16 protein-coding genes and 1 tRNA gene are annotated in these 22,557 nt (G+C 72.1%); 6 read left to right on the top strand and 11 right to left on the bottom strand.

Annotated elements, in window-relative coordinates:
- Nucleotides 1–488: 488 nt before the first annotated feature.
- Nucleotides 489–3,626, top strand: coding sequence for an AAA family ATPase (locus tag ACFVFS_RS01710; protein ID WP_380618942.1), 3,138 nt, complete (start codon nt 489–491; stop codon nt 3,624–3,626).
- 88 nt (nt 3,627–3,714) lie between these two features.
- On the opposite strand, the gene ACFVFS_RS01715 is transcribed toward ACFVFS_RS01710, so the two are convergent.
- The 3 genes from ACFVFS_RS01715 to ACFVFS_RS01725 are packed head-to-tail and all read right to left on the bottom strand — an operon-like array spanning nt 3,715 to nt 7,149.
- Nucleotides 3,715–4,401, bottom strand: a complete 687-nt coding sequence (locus ACFVFS_RS01715; protein WP_380618944.1) for a hypothetical protein — start codon at nt 4,399–4,401, stop codon at nt 3,715–3,717.
- Nucleotides 4,388–6,052: an extracellular solute-binding protein gene (locus tag ACFVFS_RS01720; RefSeq protein WP_380618946.1), complete on the bottom strand. Its 1,665-nt coding sequence runs from the start codon at nt 6,050–6,052 to the stop codon at nt 4,388–4,390. Before ACFVFS_RS01720 ends, ACFVFS_RS01715 begins: the two co-directional genes overlap by 14 nt.
- An 11-nt stretch (nt 6,053–6,063) precedes the next feature.
- Nucleotides 6,064–7,149: a hypothetical protein gene (locus tag ACFVFS_RS01725; protein ID WP_380618948.1), complete on the bottom strand. Its 1,086-nt coding sequence runs from the start codon at nt 7,147–7,149 to the stop codon at nt 6,064–6,066.
- A gap of 283 nt (nt 7,150–7,432) precedes the next feature.
- Here ACFVFS_RS01725 and pyk point away from each other — a divergent pair, with 283 nt between their 5' ends.
- Nucleotides 7,433–8,860, top strand: coding sequence for a pyruvate kinase (gene pyk, locus ACFVFS_RS01730; protein WP_380618950.1), 1,428 nt, complete (start codon nt 7,433–7,435; stop codon nt 8,858–8,860).
- A 44-nt stretch (nt 8,861–8,904) separates the two neighbouring features.
- On the opposite strand, the gene ACFVFS_RS01735 is transcribed toward pyk, so the two are convergent.
- Both ACFVFS_RS01735 and ACFVFS_RS01740 read right to left on the bottom strand, forming a co-directional pair.
- Nucleotides 8,905–9,696, bottom strand: coding sequence for a helix-turn-helix domain-containing protein (locus tag ACFVFS_RS01735; RefSeq protein ID WP_380618952.1), 792 nt, complete (start codon nt 9,694–9,696; stop codon nt 8,905–8,907).
- 113 nt (nt 9,697–9,809) lie between these two features.
- A tRNA-Leu gene (locus tag ACFVFS_RS01740) sits at nt 9,810–9,884 on the bottom strand.
- 96 nt (nt 9,885–9,980) lie between these two features.
- Here ACFVFS_RS01740 and ACFVFS_RS01745 point away from each other — a divergent pair.
- Nucleotides 9,981–10,643 (top strand): ANTAR domain-containing response regulator, encoded by a 663-nt coding sequence (locus tag ACFVFS_RS01745; protein WP_380618954.1) that lies wholly within the window; start codon nt 9,981–9,983, stop codon nt 10,641–10,643.
- A gap of 107 nt (nt 10,644–10,750) precedes the next feature.
- Here ACFVFS_RS01745 and ACFVFS_RS01750 read toward each other — a convergent pair whose 3' ends face one another.
- The 6 genes from ACFVFS_RS01750 to ACFVFS_RS01775 all read right to left on the bottom strand — a co-directional run bounded on the left by ACFVFS_RS01750 (nt 10,751) and on the right by ACFVFS_RS01775 (nt 17,521).
- Nucleotides 10,751–11,467, bottom strand: a complete 717-nt coding sequence (locus ACFVFS_RS01750; protein ID WP_380618956.1) for an ABC transporter ATP-binding protein — start codon at nt 11,465–11,467, stop codon at nt 10,751–10,753.
- Nucleotides 11,464–12,321 (bottom strand): ABC transporter ATP-binding protein, encoded by an 858-nt coding sequence (locus ACFVFS_RS01755; RefSeq protein WP_380618958.1) that lies wholly within the window; start codon nt 12,319–12,321, stop codon nt 11,464–11,466. Before ACFVFS_RS01755 ends, ACFVFS_RS01750 begins: the two co-directional genes overlap by 4 nt.
- A gap of 7 nt (nt 12,322–12,328) precedes the next feature.
- Nucleotides 12,329–14,260 (bottom strand): branched-chain amino acid ABC transporter permease, encoded by a 1,932-nt coding sequence (locus ACFVFS_RS01760; protein ID WP_380619131.1) that lies wholly within the window; start codon nt 14,258–14,260, stop codon nt 12,329–12,331.
- Between the two features lie 5 nt (nt 14,261–14,265).
- Nucleotides 14,266–15,195 (bottom strand): branched-chain amino acid ABC transporter permease, encoded by a 930-nt coding sequence (locus ACFVFS_RS01765; RefSeq protein ID WP_380618960.1) that lies wholly within the window; start codon nt 15,193–15,195, stop codon nt 14,266–14,268.
- Between the two features lie 132 nt (nt 15,196–15,327).
- A complete protein-coding gene (locus ACFVFS_RS01770) occupies nt 15,328–16,563 on the bottom strand; it encodes a branched-chain amino acid ABC transporter substrate-binding protein (protein WP_380618962.1) in 1,236 nt (411 codons plus the stop codon).
- 544 nt (nt 16,564–17,107) lie between these two features.
- Complete coding sequence (locus ACFVFS_RS01775; RefSeq protein ID WP_376084374.1) at nt 17,108–17,521, bottom strand: PaaI family thioesterase; 414 nt, start codon at nt 17,519–17,521, stop codon at nt 17,108–17,110.
- A 390-nt stretch (nt 17,522–17,911) separates the two neighbouring features.
- On the opposite strand from ACFVFS_RS01775, the gene polA reads away from it, so the two are divergent.
- From polA to ACFVFS_RS01790, 3 genes are all read left to right on the top strand, one after another.
- Nucleotides 17,912–20,593: a DNA polymerase I gene (gene polA, locus ACFVFS_RS01780; RefSeq protein ID WP_380619134.1), complete on the top strand. Its 2,682-nt coding sequence runs from the start codon at nt 17,912–17,914 to the stop codon at nt 20,591–20,593.
- An 88-nt stretch (nt 20,594–20,681) separates the two neighbouring features.
- Nucleotides 20,682–21,368 (top strand): hypothetical protein, encoded by a 687-nt coding sequence (locus ACFVFS_RS01785; protein ID WP_380618964.1) that lies wholly within the window; start codon nt 20,682–20,684, stop codon nt 21,366–21,368.
- A 311-nt stretch (nt 21,369–21,679) separates the two neighbouring features.
- Nucleotides 21,680–22,453, top strand: a complete 774-nt coding sequence (locus tag ACFVFS_RS01790; protein WP_380618966.1) for a GNAT family N-acetyltransferase — start codon at nt 21,680–21,682, stop codon at nt 22,451–22,453.
- Nucleotides 22,454–22,557 lie beyond the last annotated feature (104 nt).

The following is a 22,557-nucleotide window of genomic DNA, read 5'->3' on the forward strand; positions in this document are numbered from 1 at the left end:
GTGCAGAACAGTCAAATCTGGCCCCCTCCTGGAGAAGCCGGCCCGGCCACCCGGGGACCCCGAACCTCGGGGCATTGCGCCCCACCCGGGACGGCCGGCCGTTACGACGGCGATCCGGGAGCGCTGCCCGTGCCCCGGAAACTCCCACCATGCTTCCCGCCGGGGCAGCCTCCCGGCCATCGTGGTCCACCACGAGATCGGACCCGCCGGGCAGTCCCCGCCGAAGGACGGGGGCAACGCTTCGGGCCCCGCAGGTGGTCATCAGGGCGGCGGACCTGCCCGCACAGCCGCCGGACGGCGCCCCACCGGGCCGTTCCACCACGACACACGCGTCCACACCGGCCCCTCACATCACGACGAGAACCGGACTCACCAGTAACGCGTGGTTAGCACGTCAAGCCGATTTCCCGGTACAACGGCGGATACTGCCCGATCGGACACCGACAGGCGGCCGGGAAGGGCAGAAGGGGAAAGAGGGGAAACCGGGGATGAGCACCACCACGTCCACCCACCTCGCGGAGCGCGAACCACAGCTGCGGAGGATCGCCGACCGGGCCGCCGCCGCCCGCCGCGGCACCGGCCACGTCCTGCTGATCACCGGCGCCACCGGCACCGGCCGCACCGCGCTGCTCGCCGAGGCCGCCCGCCGCGCAGCCGCCGAGGGCACCACCGTGCTGCGCGCCCGCTGCTCCGCCGAGGAGACCGCCACCCCCTACGCGGCCGCCCGCCAGCTCTTCGACACCGGCCCGACCCCCGCCGGCCCCTACGACCGCACCGCCTGGGGCGCCCCGGCGGCCGCGCGCCCCGCGGACCCCGGCGCCGACCAGGGCGCCGGCTCCGCCGCGGGCTCCGCCTCCGGACCGGGGAGCGCCTCCGGACCGGGGAGCGCCGACCCCGACACCGCCGAGACCACCCTCTGGTCCCTGCTCCGCCTGCACGGCACCCACCACCCGCTGCTGCTCGCCGTCGACGACATCCACCTCGCCGACGAGCCCTCCCGCCGCTGGCTGCGCCAGGTCGCCCGCCGGATCGACCGGCTGCCCGCCCTGCTCATCGTGACCGAACACCGGCAGGCCACCCTCGACACCCCGTCCGGCCGCTTCACCCGCGACCTGACCCCCGACCTCGCCACCACCCTGCGGCTCGCCCCGCTCGGCACCCCCGCCGCCGTCCGGATCGCCCGGCAGCACCTCGGGCCCGGCACGCCCGCCGGGCTCGCCGCCGACTGCGCCCGCGCCAGCGGCGGCAACCCGCTGCTGCTCACCGCACTGCTCGCCGACCTCGCGGCGGACCCGGCGGACCCGGCGGACCCGATGGACCCGGCCGGGGCGGCCGGGCTGCCCGCCACCCTGCCCGAGCGCTGCGGAGGCCTGCCCGGCGGCGCCTTCGCCGATGCCGTCGACGCCTGGCTGCACGGCGCCGGCCGACAGGCCGTCACCGTCGCCCGCGTCCTCGCCCGGATGTCCGAACACCCCGCCGCCGACACCGCCCCCGGCGCCCCGCCCCTCGACCCCGTCCCGCTGCTCGCCGAACTCACCGCCGCCGACCCCGGCCGGCTCGCCGGCTGGCTCGCCCACCTCACCCTCCACCGCCACCTCGACACCCCCGTCCCCGGCAGCTGGCCCCGCTTCGCCCACCCCCTGCTCGCCGACGCCGTCCTCACCGGCCACGCCCCCGGCCACCGCGCCGAGGTCCACCTCGCCGCCGCCGAACACCTCCACCGCACCGGCGCCCCCGACCAGACCGTCGCCGGCCACCTCCTGCTCACCCCCGCCCCCACCCCCCGCTGGGCCGCCGACACCCTGCGCCGCGCCGCCCGCCAGGCCGCCGAGGCCGACCACCCCGCCGACGCCGCCACCCTGCTGCGCCGCGTCCTCGCCGAACCCCTCAGCGACCGCCAACGCGGCCTGCTGCTCACCGAACTCGGCAGCCTCGAAGTCACCCTCGGCCCCGCCGAGCGCACCGTCGGCCTGCGCCACCTCGCCGAGGCCGTCCACCTCCAGCAGACCGACGAAGGCGTCTTCCGCGCCGCCAACACCCTCGGCGCCGTCCTCGCCACCCGCGGCGACACCGCCGCCGCCATCGAACTCATGGACGAGCTCGCCCACCGCTTCGTCGACCAGGAGGACGTCCTCCACGCCGTCCAGGCCGCCACCGCCCAGATCGCCGCCCACGACGGCCGCAGCTGGCTCCAGGTCGTCGAAGGCGTCCAACGCCTCGCCACCCGCACCCCCCAGCGCCTCGCCCCGCCCGCCTTCTCCCTGCTCACCGAATTCGACGCCACCAGCGGCCTGCTCTCCGCCACCGAGGTCGCCGAACGCATCCGCGAACTCGACGACGCACCCGTCGACCCGCTCTGCCGCTCCTACCTACTGGTCTCCCTCGCCACCCTCTCCCAGTGGGCCGACCTCCTCGACCAGGCCGACGAGATCGTCGCCCGCGGCTTCGCCAGCTACCGCGGCGGCCCCCTCGACCCCGGCTACCAGTGCCTGCTCAGCGTCCGCGCCGAGACCAGGATCATGCGCGGCGAGTACCAGGCCCTGCTCGACGACTACGCCCTCACCGCCCCCGGCTCCGCCCCCACCCCCGCACCCTCCGCCGCGCCACCCGCCCCCGCCCTCCTCCAGCCCACCCCCTGGGGCCCGCCCGGACTGCCCCGGCCCCGCCCCTGGGGCTCGGCCGGCTACCCCGCCACCCCCGGACCGTCCTGGCACACCGGCACCCCCTCCACCACCCGCCCCACCACCGACGACACCGCGCCCGGCCGCTACGCCGAACTCCTCGGCCAGCAGAACGCCCACCTGGTCGCCCAGAGCGTCATCGCCCTCGTCGAGACCGGCCGGCTCTGGCAGGCCCACGGCCTCGCCCGCGCCGTCGCCGCCGACCGCGCCCAGGACTCCTGGGAGTGGAACGAGTACCTCTACGCCCGCGGCCTGCTCCGCCTCGCCTCCGGCGAACCCGCCGAAGCCCTCGCCGACCTCCTCGAATGCGGCCGCCGCCAAGGCGAACGCCAGGTCCGCAGCCCCATCGTCACCCCCTGGCGCACCGCCGCCGCCGAATGCCACCTCCTCCTCGGCGCACCCGGCCCCGCCGTCGCCCTCGCCGAGGAGGACCTCCGGCTCGCCCGCGTCTGGGGCACCCCCCGCACCGTCGGCCGCGCCCTGCGCACCCTCGCCGCCGCCACCGGCGGCCGCCACGGCCTCGACCTCGCCACCGAGGCCGTCCAACTGCTGCGCACCGCCGAGATCGACACCGAACTCATCCCCGCCCTCATCACCTACGGCCGCCTGCTCGGCGACGGCGGCCGCCGCGGCGCCGCCCGCCGCGCCCTGCGCGAGGCCGCCGGCCGCGCCGAACGCCTCGGCGCCGTCCGCCACCGCACCGCCGCCATGGAGGCGCTGCGCACCTCCGGCGCCCGCGTCGGCCGCGCCGACCACGCCGGCGCGGAGGCGCTCACCGACAGCGAACTGCGGATCTGCCGCCTCGCCGCGGCCGGGCACTCCAACGCCGAGATCGCCGCGATGCTCCACCTGGCGGTCCGCACGGTCGAAACCCACCTCACCAACAGCTTCCGCAAACTGGGCGTGCGCCGCCGCCTCGAACTGCCCGGCGTACTGGAGGCCTGACACACACAACGGCGAAGCGGCCGGGCCCCGGTCGATCCGGGCCCGGCCGCTCCGCCGACACACCACGCGTCCGGCGCCGCTCCGGCGATCAGGACGCCGGAACCAGCGCGGCCATCTCGTCCACCGCCCGGGCCAACTCGGCCACCGGGTCCGCCCCGTCCGCCACCCACGGCTGCCAGGTCAGCGCCCGCAGATAGCCGTCCACCGCCAACGGCAGCCGGCGACGGACGATCGGCTCCGTCGTCGGACCCGGCCCGGCCGTGCGCAACCGCACCAGCAGACCCGGCACGTTCGCCGACGGCGGCAGCTGCGCCGACCCGACGAACGCCGCCAACTCCTCCAACTGCGGCCAGATCCGCGGCACCGGCGGCGCGGCCGGCGGGGTGGCCGGCGGGGTGGCCCGCTCCTGCGCCGGCGGCGACTCGGCCCCCGGGCCCGGCCGGGCGGACCCGGTCGCGACCCCGGACCCGCCGGGCCGCCGCTCCGGGCCGTCGCCCCGCTCGGAGCCACCCGGGACCCGGCCCGCCGGCCCGGGCTCCCGAGTGCCGACGGCCTCGGAAGGCCTCTTCGACCCCCCGAGGTCGAAGGCCCACCACAGCGACGCGACGGCCCCGTACAGACCGGCCACGATCACCGGCCACAGGTCCCCGCCGTAGCCCGCGAAATGCAGCACCAGCCCGCCCGCACCCGCCGTGCACGCCGCGATGTTGCCGGCGGACCCCAGGTACCCCAGGACCCGCCCGCCCCACCCGCCGCCACCGTCACTGGTAGCCACGGATCTCCTCGAACGCCTGGTCCAGCGAACCCGTCCCGTCGAACAGCTTGCCGCCCGTCAGATCCGCGATCCCCTGCAACTGCGCCTTCGCCGCATCGCCGAACAGGATCGGGAACACCCGCACCGCCTTCAGCGCCGGCGACAGACCGGCCTGGAACACCTTGAAATCCTGGTCCGAAACCCCTTCGTTGCTCTCCCCGTCCGTCATCACCACGATCGACGTGAACCGGTCGTCCTTCGCCGCGGCCTGCTGCCGCTCGATCACCCGGTACGCCTCCTCCAACGACGAGTACACCGCCGTACCGCCCTCCGCCGACAGCGCCTTCACATCCGCGTCGATCGACGCCAGCTCCTGCTGCGCCGCCGCCCCGGCCGGCACGGTGTGCGTCTTCGTGGACTTCACCTTCGAGGCGAACGAGACCAGCGTGACCTCCTCGCGGTCGCGGAACCGCCGCACCCCCCGGGAGTCGTCCGCCCCGGTCAGCCGGCCCATCGCCGACTTCAGCTGGGCCAACCGCTGCCCCGCCATCGAGCCCGAGGTGTCCAGCACGTACACCGTCCGCGACGGCCGCCGCAGCTCGTTCTGGTACGAGGCCAGCAGATGGGTCGCCACCGCCAGGCTGCCGGGGAACGGCAGCTCCCGCCGCCGGTCCGTCGGCACACCCGCCGCCGCGGCCACCCCGGCCGTCACCGGGTGGCGCAGCGTCTGCTCCGCGATCCGCTTCTGCACGTCCTCCTTCAACAGGTACTCGGTCAACCTGCGGAACGAGTCCTGCTCCCGCGGCTGAGCGGAACTCAACAGGGTCAACGGGTAGTTGGCCGACACCACGCCGTCCGTCGGGCGCACGACCGCCAGCCGCTGCTCCGCCGGCAGCGTCTTGTTCAACGTCAGCAGCACCGACTCGTAGTTCACCAGCGCCCCGATCGAGCCCTGCTCGGCCTGCGTGTACGCCTGGGTCAGCCAGCCCGACGACCCGGACGTCAGCTTCTGCCCGGTGAAGAACTGCTTCAGCTGCGGAGTCGCCTTCGCGACGTCCTCGTCGGTCAGCGCCGAGTTCGCGGCGGAGAACGCCGAGGCCACCGCCACCAGGCCGGAGAAGCCGGAGTTCGACCGCGACGGGTCCGTCATGCCGTAGTTCAGCTTCCCGGCGGCCGCCGCCTCGGCCAGGTTCCCCCAGGTCACCGCGGAACCGTCACCCCAGGACAGGTCGTTCAGGACCGAGGAGCGGATCCCGAACGCCACCGGCGAGGTCATGATCGGGCTCTCCGACAACAGCTTCGGCCGGCTCCGCTCGTCCAGCCGCAGATACTGGTTCGACGGGAACCAGAGCGCGTCGTACTTCCCGTCCGCGGAACCGCTGGAGACCGCCTCCGCGCCGTCCAGCGATCCCGTCCAGGAGAACTGGACGGTCACCCCGGTCTCCTTCTGCGCCTGCTCCAGGATCGGCGCCATGTCCTGCAACTCGCTGCCGGCCAGTACCCGCAGCACCCCCGCCTGCGCGGTCGGCGCCGGCGGTACGGTCGGATCCGGCTTCGGCGCGGGGGAGGACGTGCACGCCGCCACCAGCGCCGCCAGCGCGGCCAGTGCCGCGGCCAGTCCCCGGGCCCCGCCCCGGTGCTTCACCATCATCGCGGTCTTTCCCGTCCTCATGTTCCCCCCGGTCACGGCTTCGTCGCGAAGTCGGTCAGCTTCTTCAGCACGTCGTACTTCGGGATGCCGGCGCTGACGATTCCCGACTCGCGCAGGCTCGGTGCCAGGTGGAACGAATCGTCCTTGCTCTTGAGCTGGGTGCCGAACGCCGCGACGTCCCCCTGGATGCGGAAGCCGTGCCGGGTCGCGGCCTCCCGCAGCTTGGCGTTGGTCTGCAGCAGCCCGGCCAGCTTCCGCCCGTCCGGGTTGAGCCCGACCAGGGTGTGGTCCGAGAAGATCGTGGTGTCCGGGTAGAGCACCACCGTGTCGGACGGGGCCTTGTTCTGCAGGACCAGCTCGGCCGCCTCCGACTCGTACACGAGGGAGAGCGGCTTCCCGCCCCCCGAGGTGAACTCCTTGAACAGCAGGTCGGTGGACTGCTGCATCGACCCCTGCTTGGTGATCGCCGTGCGCAGGAGGTCCTTGACGCCGTCCACCTCCGCGTCGCTCGACACCGGGCCGCGGTTCTCCAGGGAGGAGAGCAGCGCCAGGTACATCGCCCCGGAGGAGGAGGCGTTCGGGTCGGTGGTGGACAGCAGGACCGTCCCGCGCAGCTCGCCCTTGGGCTGGCCGCCGAAGAGCTGCTCCCAGGTCCTGTTGGTGCGCAGCGCGTCCCGGTAGGCGTCCATCTTGAGGCTCCACACATGGGTGGCGGGGTCCTCGGCCGCCAGCCCGCTCGCCTTCAGCGCCTGGGCGGTCGCCTCGTGGGCCACGACCACCAGCGGCGAGTAGAACGGTGCCGGGACCAGCTCGGTGATGCCCTTCTTCTCACGGATCTTGTCGGCCGGCGCCTGGCTGGCGGGGAAGGCGAAGGCCTGCCCGTCCAGCTTGTCGACCATCTGCCAGGAGCCGACGGACAGGGTGTTCACGACCAGGCCCTGGGCCGCGAGTTCGGCCTTGACGTCCTTGTCCTGGAAGAAGTCCTGTTTCTCCGAGCCGATGAGACCTGAGATGGTGACGGTCTTCGGCCCGGAGCCGTCGGACGACGGTTTCAGCAGGGCGAACGCCACCCCCCCGAGCAGCACCAGAGCCGCCAGCACCCCGAACGCACGCTTCATACCGGACGCTTCCCCCTCATTGGAACCACTTCCGGACCCCGGCATCGCACCGGGGTGAAGAGCGTCCCGCCGTGCCACGTGCGGCGGTGGAAGTGACGGTGAACCGGAGGTGAACACACCTTCACGGAATCGCATCGGGGAGCGGGTGCGGGCGACTCCGGGGAACCTCTCGCACGGAGGTCCGACGTTGTGTCAGATTGTTCAACTCTCCTTATGGCAACGGCCATCCCGTTGTCCGGACCCGCATCGACGTTACGCGCCGGTAATGCCTACTCTCAGCAGTATGCGCCGAGCAAAAATCGTCTGTACCCTCGGGCCCGCCACCGACACCTACGACCAGATCAAGTCCCTGGTCGACGCCGGGATGGACATCGCCCGATTCAATCTGAGCCATGGCTCGCACACCGAGCACGAGGAGCGCTACCGCCGGGTCCGCAAGGCCGCCGACGAGACCGGCCGCAGCGTCGGTGTGCTCGTCGACCTTCAAGGCCCGAAGATCCGCCTCGGGGCCTTCGCCGAAGGCCCGGTACTTCTCGAACGCGGCGACGAGTTCACCATCTCCACCGACAATGGCGTCGAGGGAGACCAGAACGGCTGCGGCACCACCTACCCGGGGCTCGCCGGGGACGTCACCGCAGGTGAGCTGATCCTCGTCGACGACGGGCGGGTCACCCTGGAGGTCGTCGAGGTGGCCGGACCGCGGGTCCGCTGCACCGTCGTCGAGGGCGGCCTGGTCTCCGACCACAAGGGCCTCAACCTCCCCGGGGTCGCCGTCTCGGTGCCCGCGCTGAGCGAGAAGGACATCGCCGACCTGCGCTGGGCCCTGCGGGCCGGGGCCGACCTCGTCGCGCTCTCCTTCGTCCGCAGCGGGCGGGACGTCGAGGACGTCCATCGGGTGATGGACGAGGAGGGGCGCCGGGTCCCGGTCATCGCCAAGATCGAGAAGCCGCAGGCGGTGCAGAACCTCGACTCCATCGTCGACCGCTTCGACGGTGTCATGGTGGCCCGCGGCGACCTCGGGGTCGAGATGCCGCTGGAGGACGTGCCGATGGTCCAGAAGCGGGCGGTCACCCTGGCCCGGCGGAACGCCAAGCCGGTCATCGTGGCGACCCAGATGCTGGACTCGATGATCAACTCCTCCCGGCCCACCCGCGCGGAGGCCTCCGACGTCGCCAACGCCGTCCTCGACGGCACCGACGCGGTGATGCTCTCCGGGGAGACCTCGGTCGGGAAGTACCCGTCCGAGACGGTCCGCACGATGGGGCGGATCATCGAGGCCGCCGAGCAGGACATCCTCGCCGACGGACTGCCGCCGCTCACCCCGAGCAACAAGCCCCGCACCCAGGGCGGCGCCGTCGCCCGGGCGGCCGCGGAGATCGGCGACTTCCTGCACGCCAAGTACCTGATCGCCTTCACCCAGTCCGGCGACACCGCCCGCCGGCTGACCCGCTACCGCTCGCCGATCCCCGTCCTGGCCTTCACCTACGAACCGGCCGTCCGCAGCCAACTCGCCCTCACCTGGGGCGTGGAGACCTTCCTCGGCCCCTTCGCTTCCACCACCGACGAGATGGTCGAACAGGTCGACGCCGCCCTGCTCTCCCTCGGTCGCTGCCAGAAGGGCGACATCGTCGTCATCACCGCCGGCTCCCCGCCCGGCCTCGCCGGCTCCACCAACCTCGTCCGCGTCCACCACGTGGGCACCCTGGACTGACCCGCCCCGCCGGCACGGCCCTCCGCGAGGGGGCCGCGCCGGCCTCAGTGCTTGGGGCCGATGTGGGCGTCCATGAGCGCCACGGACTCCTTGCGGGCGACGGAGACGTTGACCTGGCCGGTCGGTCGGGGGACCGAGGCCTTCCACTGCACACCGACCGCGTCGAGCGCGTCGGTGAAGAGGCGGACGATGTCGGTCGAGGTGTTGGTGAAGAAGTAGCGCGGGTACTCGTAGCGCTTCTGGACGCCGCCGACGGTGCGGGTCGTCCAGTTGGTGATCCGGCAGCCGTCGGAGTGGATCAGCCCGCGCAGGAACTCCCAGGGGTGGGCGTCGACGATCTCCTGCTGCCAGGGCTCCAGGGCTATCGTGCGCTCGTGCTTCTTGCCGGGCCCGTGCTGGGGGAAGTGGCAGTACAGGTGCTTCGAGTACACCTTGACGTTGTGGCAGCCGCGCTTCCGTACGCGGCAGGGAGTGAGGGCGGGGAAGACCTGTCGTACGGCGGATTCGGCGGAGTCCATGATCCCGGGCCACTTGTCGTCGCAGGTGATGAACAGGCTGGGGATTCTGTGCTGTGCGGGGTGGCTGATGTGGCCGTCGCCCAGGTAGAGCCCGAGCAGGTAGGAGTACGCCGGCCTGTTCAGCTCGTCGCCGAAGCAGTGTGTGCAGGTGGACTGTTTGCGACCGGGCAGCCGACCGTGCTTGGCGAGGTCCTGGTGCTTCCACCAGGAAACGGTGCCGCGCGGGGCACCCAGGCGGCGAGCGGTCTCCGCGGTCCCGACGCCGCTGCGCATGAGCTGGACGGCTTGCTCGCGTACGGATGGTTCGTGCATACGCACGATCCTGTGGCGTTGTCGGGGGACTGCCGGACAAATGGGTGGCCGCTCACTCGAACGAGTGGGCGGCCATAACCGTTGCACTGAATTCAGCTTCCTTCAATTCGAAGGAAAAGTGCCCCGAGTGGGATTCGAACCCACACTGTATGGTGTTTGAGACCATCGCCTGCTGCCGATTGGGCTATCGGGGCCTATGATTCGAAGGTGGTTGCCTTCGCGTCATGTCTCAAACATACCGTGTCTAGGTACCCTCGTGCATGCAGTACCCCGCCGGAACGAGGAGCCCCGTGAGCACCGCCGACGAGCAGGCTGAGCCGCTTGAGACCGATTCGCCCCAGATCACCCGGATTGTGATCGCCGAGGACGAGGCGCTGATCCGTCTCGATCTGAAGGAGATGCTGGAGGAGGAGGGGTACACCGTCGTCGGGGAGGCCGGGGACGGCGCTACGGCGGTCCGGCTGGTGCAGGAGCTGAAGCCGGACCTGGCGATCCTGGACGTGAAGATGCCGGTGCTGGACGGGTTGTCCGCGGCCGAGCAGATCCACGAGCAGCACCTGGCGCCGGTGCTGATGCTGACCGCGTTCTCGCAGCGGGAGCTGGTGGACCGGGCGCGGGACGCGGGGGCGATGGCGTACATCGTCAAGCCGTTCTCCAAGAGCGACCTGGTGCCCGCGATCGAGATGGCGGTGTCCCGGTACACGGAGATGCGGACGCTGGAGGAGGAGATCGCGGATCTCACCCAGCGGCTGGAGACCCGGAAGCTGGTGGACCGGGCGAAGAGCGTGCTGCAGACCAAGTTCGGGCTGAACGAGCCGGCCGCGTTCCGGTGGATCCAGAAGACGTCGATGGACCGCCGGATGACGATGGCGGCGGTGGCCGAGGCGGTCATCGAGGAGGGCGCCGCGCAGGACCGCAAGAAGGCCGAGGAGGCCGAGGGTCCCGCGGAGTAGCGGATGGCGAAGGGCCCGGCGGTGAACGCCGGGCCCTTCGCCGTGGAGCGGGGAGCGGGGAGCGGGGAGCGGGGAGCGGGGAGCGGGGAGGTGCGGGGCCGGGCGGGTCAGTCCTCGCCGAGGTAGGCCTTGCGGACCGACTCGTCGTGCAGGAGGTCGGCGCCGGTGCCCTGGAGGACGATGCTGCCGGTCTCCATCACGTAGCCGCGGTCGGAGAGGGAGAGCGCGGCCTGGGCGTTCTGCTCGACCAGCAGGATGGTGGTGCCGTCGGCCTTGAGCTCGACGATGGTCGCCATGATCTTCTGCATCATCAGCGGCGAGAGGCCCATCGAGGGCTCGTCGAGCATCAGCAGCTTGGGCCGCGACATCAGCGCCCGCCCCATGGCGAGCATCTGCTGCTCGCCGCCGGAGAGCGTGCCGGCGGCCTGCTTGCGGCGCTCGCCGAGGATGGGGAAGAGGCCGTAGGCCCGCTCGACGTCCCGGGTGATGCCGTCGGTGTCGCTGCGCAGGAAGGCGCCGAGGAGGAGGTTCTCCTCGATGGTCATGCGCGGGAAGATGTGCCGGCCCTCGGGGGAGTGGGCGAGGCCGAGGGCGACGATCTTGTGGGCGGGGACGGCGGTGAGCGGTTGGCCGGCGAAGGTGATGCTGCCGGCGGTGGGCTTGAGCAGGCCCGAGAGGGTGCGCAGGGTGGTGGTCTTGCCGGCGCCGTTGGTGCCGATCAGGGTGGTGACCTCGCCCTGGTTGACGGTGAAGCTGATGCCCTTGACGGCCTCGATCTTGCCGTAGGCGACGCGGAGGTCCTGGACCTCGAGGAGTGCGGTCACTGGTCGGTCTCCGTAACGGGGGCGGTGCCTTCGAGCGCGGTGCCTTCGAGCGGGGCACCGAGGTAGGCGGTGATGACGCGTTCGTCGTTCTGGACGGTCTCGCGGTCGCCCTCGACGATCTTCTGGCCCTGGACGAGCACGGCGGTGCGGTCGCAGAGGTTGAAGATGAAGCGCATGTCGTGCTCGATGACGAGGACGGAGACGCCCCGGTCGCGGATGGCGAAGACGAGTTCCTCGGCGGCGCGGGTCTCCTGGGGGTTCATGCCGGCCGTGGGCTCGTCGAGGAGCAGCAGGCCGGGGTCGGAGGCGAGGGCGCGGGCGATCTCCAGCTTGCGCTGTTCGCCGTAGGGGAGGTTGCGGGCGAGGTGGTCGGCCTTGCCGGCGAGGCCGGTGAACTCCAGGAGTTCCATGGCGAGCTCGCGGCTCTCGGCCTCGGAGCGGTGGAAGCCGGGGCCGCGCAGGACGGCGGAGAGCAGGCCCTGGCGCATCCGGCTGTGCCGGCCGACCTGGACGTTCTCCAGGACGGTCATGTTGGCGAAGAGCCGGATGTTCTGGAAGGTGCGGGCGATGCCGGCCTGGGTGACGAGGTGGGGCTTGGGCGGCAGGACGGTGCCCTGGTAGCTGACGGTGCCCTCGGTGGGGACGTAGAGGCCGGTGAGGCAGTTGAAGAAGGTGGTCTTGCCGGCGCCGTTGGGGCCGATGAGTCCGATGATCTCGCCGCGGCCGACGGTGAGGGAGACGTTGTTGACGGCGGTGAGGCCGCCGAAGCGCATGGTGACGCCGGAGACGTCGAGCAGGGGGTCGGCGGTGCCGGGTGCGGCGCCGGCGGCTGCGGGGGCGTTGGTGGTGGTCATCGGGGGGTCACGCCCCTGCCTTGGTGAGGGCGACGGTGTCGCCGGTGGGCTGCGCGGGGATGGCGGCCTCGTGGAACTCCAGCTGGCGGCGCCGGTTGGGGATGAGGCCTTCGGGGCGGACGCGCATCAGGACGATGAGGGCGATGCCGAAGGCGAGCAGCTGGTAGTCGGCGAGGAATTCCAGCTTCTTGGGGATGAGGAAGAGGAGGGTGGCGCCGGCGAGCGGGCCGCTGATGGTGCCCATGCCGCCGAGGATGACGGCGGCGAGCAGGAAGGCGGAGTTGGGCGGCAGGGCTTCGGCGAAGGTGTACTGGTCGGGGGTGACGGTGTAGCTGACGTGGGCCTGGACGGTGCCGGCGAGGCCGGCGAGGCAGGCGCCGAGGGCGAAGGCGAGGAGCTTGAGGCGGAAGCCGTTGATGCCCATGGCCTCGGCGGCGGTCTCGTCCTCGCGGATGGCGACCCAGGCGCGGCCGATGCGGGAGTTGCCGACGCGGGCGAAGACCAGTACGACGAGGGCGGTGACGAGCAGCATCAGCAGGTAGTAGTTGGAGAACCGGCCGAGTTCGACGCCGAAGACGGTGGTGGGCTTGCCGAGGTCCCAGCCGAGGATCTGCAGGTCGGGGATCCGGGGGATGCCGTTGGAGCCGTTGGTGATCTTGGGGCCGGTGGTGCCGTTGAGGTTGAGCATGGTGATGCGGAAGATCTCGCCGAAGCCGAGGGTGACGATGGCGAGGTAGTCGCCGCGCAGTCGCAGGGTGGGGGCGCCGATGACGACGCCGAAGACCATGGAGACGACGGCGCCGGTGAGCACGGCGGCCCAGAACGGGAACTGGACGTGGATCGGCGAGGCGGGGGAGCCGGAGACCAGGGCGGCGCTGTAGGCGCCGACGCCGAGGAAGGCGACGTAGCCGAGGTCGAGCAGGCCGGCGAGGCCGACGACGATGTTGAGGCCGAGGGCGACGGTGGCGAAGATCAGGATGTTGGTGGCGACGGAGGTGTACTGGTCGCTGGTCTGGGTGAAGGGGAAGCTGGCGGCGGCGGCGAAGGCGGCGCCGGTGGTGACCGCCTGGTACTTGACGGTCAGCGCGCGCAGCCGGGCGATCAGGCCGGAGCGGCCGAGCGCGGTGACGACGGCGGCGGCGAGCAGGAGGTAGCCGGTGAAGAGTTCGCCGTACTCGGTGTCGATGCCGAAGGTGATGGCGAACAGGCCGGCGGCGAAGGCGACGACGATGAGGCCGACCTCGGCCCAGGAGGGCAGTTCGCGGGGGGCGGGCAGCGGGCGCTGGACGGTGCCGAGCCGCAGCCAGGTGTTGGCGAGGTGGCCGAGCTGGACGAGCAGGACGCCGCCGGTGGCGATGGCGAGGCCGCCGGCGAGGGCGGTGAGCACGGGGGCGACGGGTTTGTCGTCGGGGATCGCGTGGGTGGCGAACCAGACGGCGGGGGCGATCGGGACGAGCAGGAAGAGCCGTCGGTCGAGGATGCGCAGCGGGACGGCGGTGCGCCGGTCCAGGGGCAGTCCGAGGGCGCCGGCGACGGCGAGCAGGGAGCCGGCGGCGAGGACCCAGCCGCCGGCTTCGAGGTTGGCGAGGCCGCCGAGCTCGTTGGCGATGGAGAGTGCGGAGAACCAGCCGATGGCGAGGGCGCCGGTGGCGGCGAACAGGACGGCGTTGTGGCTGTGCCGGGGGGCGGCCCAGCGCAGTCCGGGGACGCCCTGGGTGGCGAGCAGCAGGAGGAGGGTGACCAGTCCGGCGATGAGGGCGAGCCACTGGAGGCCGGCCGGGGAGCCGTAGTAGGTGAGGTCGCCGGGGTAGTCGGAGGTCCAGGTCCAGGACATCAGGGCGGAGCCGGTGACGGCGAGGGCGCCGAGGCCGGTGAGCAGGGCGGCGGTGCGGCCGGGCAGCGGGATGACCGGGGTGGTTTCGGTGCTGGTGGTGGTCATGGTGCTCACGCCCTGTCCGCGACGCGCTCGCCGAGCAGGCCCTGGGGCCGGACGAGCAGGACGACGATGAGGAGTACGAAGGCCCAGACGTCCTTCCAGGCGCCGCCTCCGAAGAGGTGCATGCCGGGCAGGTGCTGGATGTAGCCGGTGGCGAGGGCTTCGGCGAGGCCGAGGGTGATGCCGCCGAGCATGGCGCCGTAGATGTTGCCGATGCCGCCGAGGACGGCGGCGGTGAAGGCCTTGAGGCCGAGCAGGAAGCCCATCCGGAAGTCGACCTGGCCGCTGCGCAGGCCGTAGGCGACGGCGGCGACGGCGGCGAAGGCGGCGCCGATGGCGAAGGCCATGACGATGATCCGGTCGGTGTCGATGCCCATGAGCTTGGCGGTGTCGGGGTCCTGGCTGGTGGCCTGCATGGCGCGGCCGGAGCGGGTGCGGGTGACGAACCAGCCGAGGGCGATCATGCAGAGCGGGGCGGCGGCGATGAGGAAGAGGTCGCTGCGCTGGATGGCGACGGAGCCGATTTCGAAGGGGTCGCCGGGGATCTTCGGGAAGACCCGGGCCTTCTTGGCGTCGGGGTAGAAGGCGAAGACGAGTTGCTGCAGGGCGATGGACAGGCCGATCGCGGTGATCAGCGGGGCGAGCCGGGGTGCCGTGCGCAGGGGCCGGTAGGCGAAGCGTTCGGCGGCGACGGCGGTGAGGGTGGAGACCAGGATGCCGGCGATCAGCATCAGCGGTAGGGCCAGCCACAGGGTGGTGCCGCCGGGGAGGGCGAGGTAGGCGGTCAGGGCGCCGAAGCCGCCGACCATGACGATCTCGCCGTGGGCGAAGTTGATGAGCTGGACGATGCCGTAGACCATCGTGTAGCCGATCGCGACGAGCCCGTAGAGGGCGCCGAGGATCAGGCCGTTGGCCAGCTGCTGCGGTAGGTCGTGCACCGCTGGGCCTCCGTTGTGCGTGTGGGGTGTCCGTGGGTGGTGGATGCGGGTGCGCGCGGGGGCACTCGTGGCGCCCCCGCGCGGGGTGATTCCGGTGTGCTTCAGTGCGCCTGACGTGGGGTCAGGTCGGGGTCAGCCGTTGAAGGTGCCGGACTTCTCCACGGCCCACTTGCCGTCCTTGACGGTGTAGACGGTGAGCTGCTTGTTGGTGGTGTCGCCGAACTGGTCGAAGGAGACCTTGCCGGTGACGCCCTCGAAGGTGACCTTCTGGACGGCCTCGACGACCTTGGCGCGGGGGCTGTCGGGCAGCTTGTTGTTGTTGGCGGCGACGACGGCCTTGACGCCCTGGATGATGGCCCAGGCGCTGTCGTAGGAGTAGCCGCCGTAGGTCTCGTAGGCGTCCTTGAAGCCGGCGGCCTTGTAGTCGGCGATGAACTTGGCGGCGGTGGGGAGCTGTTCGACGGGCAGGCCGACGGCGGTGGCGAGGTCGCCCTGGCCCTTGGGGTTGAGCTTGATGAAGTCGCCGCTCTGGATGCCGTCGCCGCCCATCAGGGGGATGCTGACGCCGGCGTCCTTGAGCTGGAGGGAGAGCGGGCCGGCGGCGGGGTACTCGCCGCCGTAGTAGACGGCTTCGGCGCCGGAGGACTTGACCTTGGTGACGACGGCGGCGAAGTCGCGGTCGTCGGGGTTGACGTGCTCCTCGCCGACGATCTGGCCGCCGTTCTTGAGGAACTGGCCCTTGAAGGTGGCGGCGAGGCCGGCGCCGTAGGTCTTCTGGTCGTCGATGAGGAAGACCTTGGTCTTCTTGGCGTCCTTGACCAGGTAGTCGGCGGCGAAGGGGCCCTGGACGGCGTCGGTGGTGGCGGTGCGGAAGTAGCTCTTGAACGGGCGGGACTTCTCGCCGGTGGCCCACTTCTCGCCCTGGCTGAGGGCGACGCCGGTGTTGGCGGGGGAGACCTGGACGAGGTTGGCGTCGTTGAAGATCTGCTGCATCGACTGCGCGACGCTGGAGTTGAGCGGGCCGACGACGCCGATGACGTTCTTGTCGCCGACCAGCTGGGTGGCGTTCTGCTGGCCGGGGGCGGGCTTGCCGGTGTCGTCGAGGGCCTTGATCTCGAACTTGACGCCGGGGACCTCGTTCTTCTCGTTGGCCTGCCGGACCGCGAGGTCGACGGAGTTGCGGATGCCCAGGCCGAGGGCGGAGAGGTCGCCGGTGAGCGGGGCGTCGATGCCGATGACGACGGTGGTGGTGGAGCCGCCGCCCTTGCCGCTGTCCCCGGACTTCTTGTCGTCGCGGGAACCGCACGCGGTGAGGGTGAGGGCGCCGATCACGGCAATGCTCACGACAACTGCTGAACGATGACGCACGGGGGTCCCCTTCGGTTCAGGAGGGCGCCGCGCCTGAACGGCGGGAGCCTGGATGCGCGGTGGGCCTGGCCCATTCCGTTTGGCGCGGTGACTGGCCGTGACTCTAGATGTCGGTCGGCGGCTCGGGCAGTGGTGCGGCGAGGCTGTGATTCTCTTGTTATGAGCACACAGAGAAGGCGTCTCAATATGTGGTCGTTCCGGCCCGATCGATCCGTTGGTGCCGGGGGCTTCGTTCCCAACTCGCCCTATGTAAGGCGTAGAAGGGCAGGTGACTCCTGGCCTCGCCGATAATCGGACATTGGTGTTCACGGTGCTGGCGGCGGGCATAGGCGTCCGGATATCGGACGAAGGTGTGGCCGACAGGCCGCTTTCGTCCGCTTCGGCCTCCGGCACTGTCAGTTGCTTGGATGTCCTACTTGTTACGCAGTGTTACATCGGTGGAAATGCCCGGACATGCCGCCGCCCCCTTGTCCAGACCAACGACTGCCCAGGGCGGTCGAAGGTCAAACAAGGGGGCGGGCAAGGGATTTGACGATGGATCGGGTCAGAGGTCGCGCAGCATGCAGGTGAGGCGGCAGCTGGTGACCCGCTTGCCGGTGTCGTCGGTGATCGCGATCTCGTAGGTCGCGGCCGTGCGGCCCTTGAAGACCGCGGTCGCCACACCGGTGACCAGACCGGAGGTGGCCGAGCGGTGGTGGGTGGCGTTGAGGTCCACGCCGACGGCGTACCGGCCCGGGCCGGCGTGCAGCATCGCGCCGACCGAGCCCAGGGTCTCGGCCAGCGCCGCCGAGGCGCCGCCGTGCAGCAGGCCGTACGGCTGCTGGTTGCCGTCCACCGGCATGGTGCCGACCACCCGGTCGCCGGAGGCCTCGACGATCCGGATGCCCAGCTTCTCGCCGAGCAGCCCGCCGGAGAAGGTGGCCGGGTCCACGCCGAGCTTGGCGAAGTGCTCCAGCATCTCCGGCGAGACGTCGAGGAGGAGGGGGGCCTGGGCGGTGCCGTCGGGGGTCGCGCCGGGAGCCGCGTCGGGCGCGGTGGCGGCCGCGTCGGGGGCCGGATCGGTCATGGGGGAGCTCCTGCCGCTCGGGGGGTCACGTCGTCGTGCTGCCTGTGATCGTACGACCGTCCTACTCGGCGGTAGAGGTGGTGACGGGAGGAGGCGGGTGTGGCGCCGGGGGCGTGAGCGCACCCGGGGGGTGCCCGCCCCCGGCATGCCCCTTTTGTCGGTGGCGGGCCCTAGGATCGGTGGCCGGTAGTGGAATCGGCAGGAACGGACGTTGACGTGGCTACGCAGAGTACGGACAAGGGCGCGCCGGGTGGCGGCGGGACCGGATCGCGGCCCCGCCTGATGCTGCTCGACGGGCACTCCATGGCCTACCGGGCGTTCTACGCGCTGCCCGTGGAGAACTTCAACACCTCCACCGGCCAGCCCACCAACGCGGTGTACGGCTTCGCCTCGATGCTGGCCAACACCGTCCGGGACGAGGCCCCCACCCACCTCGCGGTCGCCTTCGACCTCTCCCGGCAGACCTTCCGCTCGGTCGAGTTCCCCGACTACAAGGCCAACCGGGCCAAGACCCCGGACGAGTTCCGCAGCCAGGTCGGCCTGATCGGCGAGCTGCTCGACGCCATGAACGTGCCGCGGCTGACCGCCGAGGGCTTCGAGGCCGACGACATCATCGCCACCCTGGCCACCGCCGCCGAGGCGGCCGGCTTCGACGTCGACATCGTCACCGGCGACCGCGACTCCCTGCAGCTGGTCACCGAGCACATCACCGTGCTCTACCCGACCAAGGGCGTCTCCGAGCTGACCCGCTACACCCCGGAGAAGGTCGCCGAGAAGTACGGTGTCACCCCCCGCCAGTACCCGGACCTCGCCGCGCTGCGCGGCGACCCGTCCGACAACCTGCCCGGCATCCCCGGCGTCGGCGAGAAGACCGCCGCCAAGTGGGTCAACCAGTTCGGCTCCTTCGACGAGCTGGTCACCCGCGCCGACGAGGTCAAGGGCAAGATCGGCGAGAAGCTGCGCGAGCACCTCGACTCGGTCAAGCGCAACCGCGTCCTCACCGAGCTGGTCCGCGACGTCGAACTCCCGCTGGGCGTCGGCGACCTGGCCCGCGCGCCGTTCGACGCGCCGGCCGTCGGCGCGCTCATGGAGTCGCTGGAGTTCCGCAACGCCAACTTCCGCGACCGCGTCTTCGGCATCGACCCGGCCGCCGCCGAGCCCGAGGCCGCCGAGCTGGCGCCCGGCGTCGAGGTCGACGGCGAACTGCTCACCGACCCCGGCACCCTCGCCGCCTGGCTGCGGGAGCACGCCGCCGGGAAGTCCCCGGTCGCGCTGGCCGCCGTCTACCAGTGGGCGCTCGGCAGCGGCGAGGTCACCGAGGTGGCGCTGGCGACCGGAGAGACCGCCGCCTGGTTCGACCCGGCGCTGCTCGCCGAGGAGGACGAGCGGGCCTTCGCCGCCTGGCTGGCCGACCCGGCCGCGCCCAAGGCCCTGCACATCGCCAAGCAGGTCATGCGGGCCTTCGCCGAGCGCGGCTGGACCGTCGAGGGCGTCGTCGCCGACACCGCCCTCGCCGCCTACCTGGAGAAGCCCGGCCGCCGCACCTTCACCCTGGAGGTGCTCGCCGAGGAGTACCTGGCCCGCTCGCTCGCCCCGGCCCCCGCCGCCGAGTCCGGCCAGCTCGCCTTCGACGCCCCCGAGGAGGACCCGGCCGCGCACGCCCAGGCGCTGATGCTCCAGGCCCGCGCCGTGCTGGACCTCGCCGCGCTCTTCGAGACCCGCCTCGCCGAGGTCGGCGCCACCGAGCTGCTGCGCGACATGGAGCTGCCGATCGCGGCCCTGCTCGCCCGCATGGAGCGCACCGGCATCGCCGCCGACCGCGACTGGCTCACCGGCCTGGAGGCCCAGTTCGCCGCCGAGATCCAGCGCGTGGTCGAGGAGGCGCACGCCGCGGCCGGCCACGAGTTCAACCTCGGTTCGCCCAAGCAGCTCCAGGAGATCCTCTTCGGCGAGCTGGCCCTGCCGAAGACCAAGAAGATCAAGACCGGCTACACCACCGACGCCGACGCCCTCACCTGGCTCGCCACCCAGACCGACAACGAACTGCCGGTCATCCTGCTGCGCCACCGCGACCAGGCCAAGCTGCGCACCACCGTCGAGGGCCTGCTCAAGACCGTCTCCCCGGCCGGGCGCATCCACACCACCTTCAACCAGATGGTCGCCGCCACCGGCCGGCTCTCCTCGCAGGACCCGAACCTGCAGAACATCCCGGTGCGCACCGAGGAGGGCCGGATGATCCGCCGCGCCTTCGTCGTCGGCGGGGGCTACGAGTCGCTGCTCACCGCCGACTACTCGCAGATCGAGCTGCGGATCATGGCCCACCTCTCCGAGGACGCGGCGCTGATCGAGGCCTTCGCCAGCGGCGAGGACCTGCACACCACCGTCGCCTCCCAGGTCTTCGAGGTGCCGGGCAGCGCCGTCGACGCCGAGATGCGCCGCAAGATCAAGGCGATGTCCTACGGCCTGGCCTACGGCCTCTCCGCGTACGGGCTCTCCCAGCAGCTCGGCATCAAGCCCGCCGAGGCCCAGGGCCTGATGGACACCTACTTCGAGCGGTTCGGCGGCGTGCGCGACTACCTGCACCGGGTCGTCGAGGAGGCCCGGGCCACCGGCTACACCGAGACCCTGCTCGGCCGCCGCCGCTACCTGCCGGACCTCAACAGCGACAACCGCCAGCGCCGCGAGATGGCCGAGCGGATGGCCCTCAACGCCCCGATCCAGGGCTCGGCCGCCGACATCGTCAAGATCGCCATGCTGCGGGTCGACGAGGCGCTGCGCGCGGCCGGGCTGACCTCCCGGATGCTGCTCCAGGTGCACGACGAAATCGTGCTGGAGCTGGCGCCGGGCGAGCGCGAGCCGGTCGAGGCGGTCGTCCGCGAGCAGATGGCCGGCGCCTACCCGCTGCGCGCGCCGCTGGACGTCTCGGTCGGCGTGGGCGCCGACTGGGAGGCCGCCGCGCACTGACGCTCCGTCGGCAGGCCCCGGGCGCAGCCTCGTCGAGGCTGCGCCCGGGGCCTTCTCGGTGTCGGGGAGCGGTCCTACCCTGGCGGGTATGTCTGCCGATGAGGTGCTCCGCCGCGGCCGTGACGGCACCACCGTCGACCTCGTGCTCGAACCGGGCGGGGGCTCCTGGCCCGCCGCCGGGCTCCTGGTGCTGCGCACGCTCGCCGTCCTGCTCGCCGTGGGCGTGGTCTTCCTGCCCGCCGGCGCGCTGCTCGTGGGGGTCGCGGTGATCGTCGGCGCCACCTTCGTGGGTGCGGTGACCGTCTGTGCGGTGCTGTGGGTGTTCGCCGTGCTGGTGCTGTGGCCGTTCGTCGCGGCCGCCGAGCTGCGGTCGGTCCGCCGGGTGCAGTTCGCCCCGGCCCGGGAGCCGACCGAACTGCGCTTCGTCCGGGGTGCCCGCGCCGATGCCTGGGCCCCGATCTCCGGCCTGCGGCGGATCCAGTTGCACGAGAGCGTGGAGGAGCCCTACGAGGACGACCCCGCGCCGGCCGCCCGTACCCTCACCATCACGGTGGTGACCTCGACCGGCGGCGACGGCCCGCGCCGGGCGCCGGACGGCACCGACGTCGACGCACTCCAGCGCTCCTTGAATGACCTGCTCGGCCCGGCCGGGGTCCCCGTCATGCGTCGCACCGAACGAAGCGTCCGCCGCAAGCCCCCCGCCCCCTCCGGCGGCTGGGTCTACGGCGGCTCGGGCTCGGCCAACTCCGGCGGGGGCTTCTCCGGCGGCGGGTGAACCGGGCCGGGGGTCCTCGTCGGCGTTCGGGCGCGGACCGGTCGGGTCCGCGCCCGCCCAGGCGTTCCACCTCCAGTACGACGGCACGGTCTACTACCCGAACCATCGACTCCTGGTACACCCTGGCCCGCACCAGCACCGGCCGCCTCGACGGTGCCCGCGGCAGCGGCTGGATGACCGTCGAGCCGCACTGGGTCAGCCGGCTCTGACCGTCCCGGCCGGGCCGACGTGGCAAGGCGTCGCGTCGGCCCGGCCGGCCCGAAGTTGATCAACCGGTGTCAAAGTGTCAATTTCGTACTACCGTGGGCCCGATGACTACGGAATCCAGGTCGACCGGCCAGACCGCGCTCGTGGCCGAGGCGCCGACGCTCCAGGCCCGCAACTCCGCCGCCTTCTGGACCGCCACCGGCGAGTCCCGGGGGCACAAGGTGATCCGGCACCGCGGATTCGTCGCCGTCGACGGCGACGAGCGTGCGGGCCTGCGGATCCTGGTCCAGGAACCCGACCTCGACCCGGGCGAAGTGGCCGAGTTGAGCGAGCTGACCCGCCGGGCCGCAGGTCCGGTGCTCGTCGAGGACCCCTTCGACGCGACCGACCTGAGCCACCTGGGCCTGCGCACCTGGCAGATGCCGGTCATGCTGCGCCTGCCCGGTCCCGTCGAGGACCCGGCCCTGGACGTGACCCGGGTGCGGCGGCCCGAGGACCTCGGGGCGGCCGAGCGGATCGTGATCGAGGGCTTCGAACTCGACAGATTCGAGCCCCACCGCGCCGGCGAACTCTTCCCGGCGGCGCTGATCGAGCAGCCGGGCGTGGACGTGTTCATCGCCTCGGTCGACGGCGTGCCCGCAGGCGCCGGCGTGAGCGTCGTGGCCGACGGCATCGCCAGCCACTACTGGATCGCCACCTCGTCCGCCTTCCGCTCCCGCGGCGTCGGCCGGGCCGTCATGCTCGGCGCCCTCGCCCACGTGACGGACCTCCCCGCCACCCTCACCGCCTCGAAGCTGGGCCGCCCGCTCTACGAGTCCCTGGGCTACACCGCCGCGTCCCCCGCGACCTGGTGGGCCTCGCCGTCCGGGACGGCGTAGCGGCGGATCCGGGGCCGACCTGCTCTCTCGCCGCGGGGTGCCTCGGGGCGTCGTCGTTCGGGATGCGAAGCTGCTCCGGACGGGACTGAGGAGGGGCGGGGTGC

Source organism: Kitasatospora sp. NPDC057692, assembly GCF_042799475.1.
In the GTDB taxonomy this organism is placed as follows: Bacteria; Actinomycetota; Actinomycetes; order Streptomycetales; family Streptomycetaceae; genus Kitasatospora.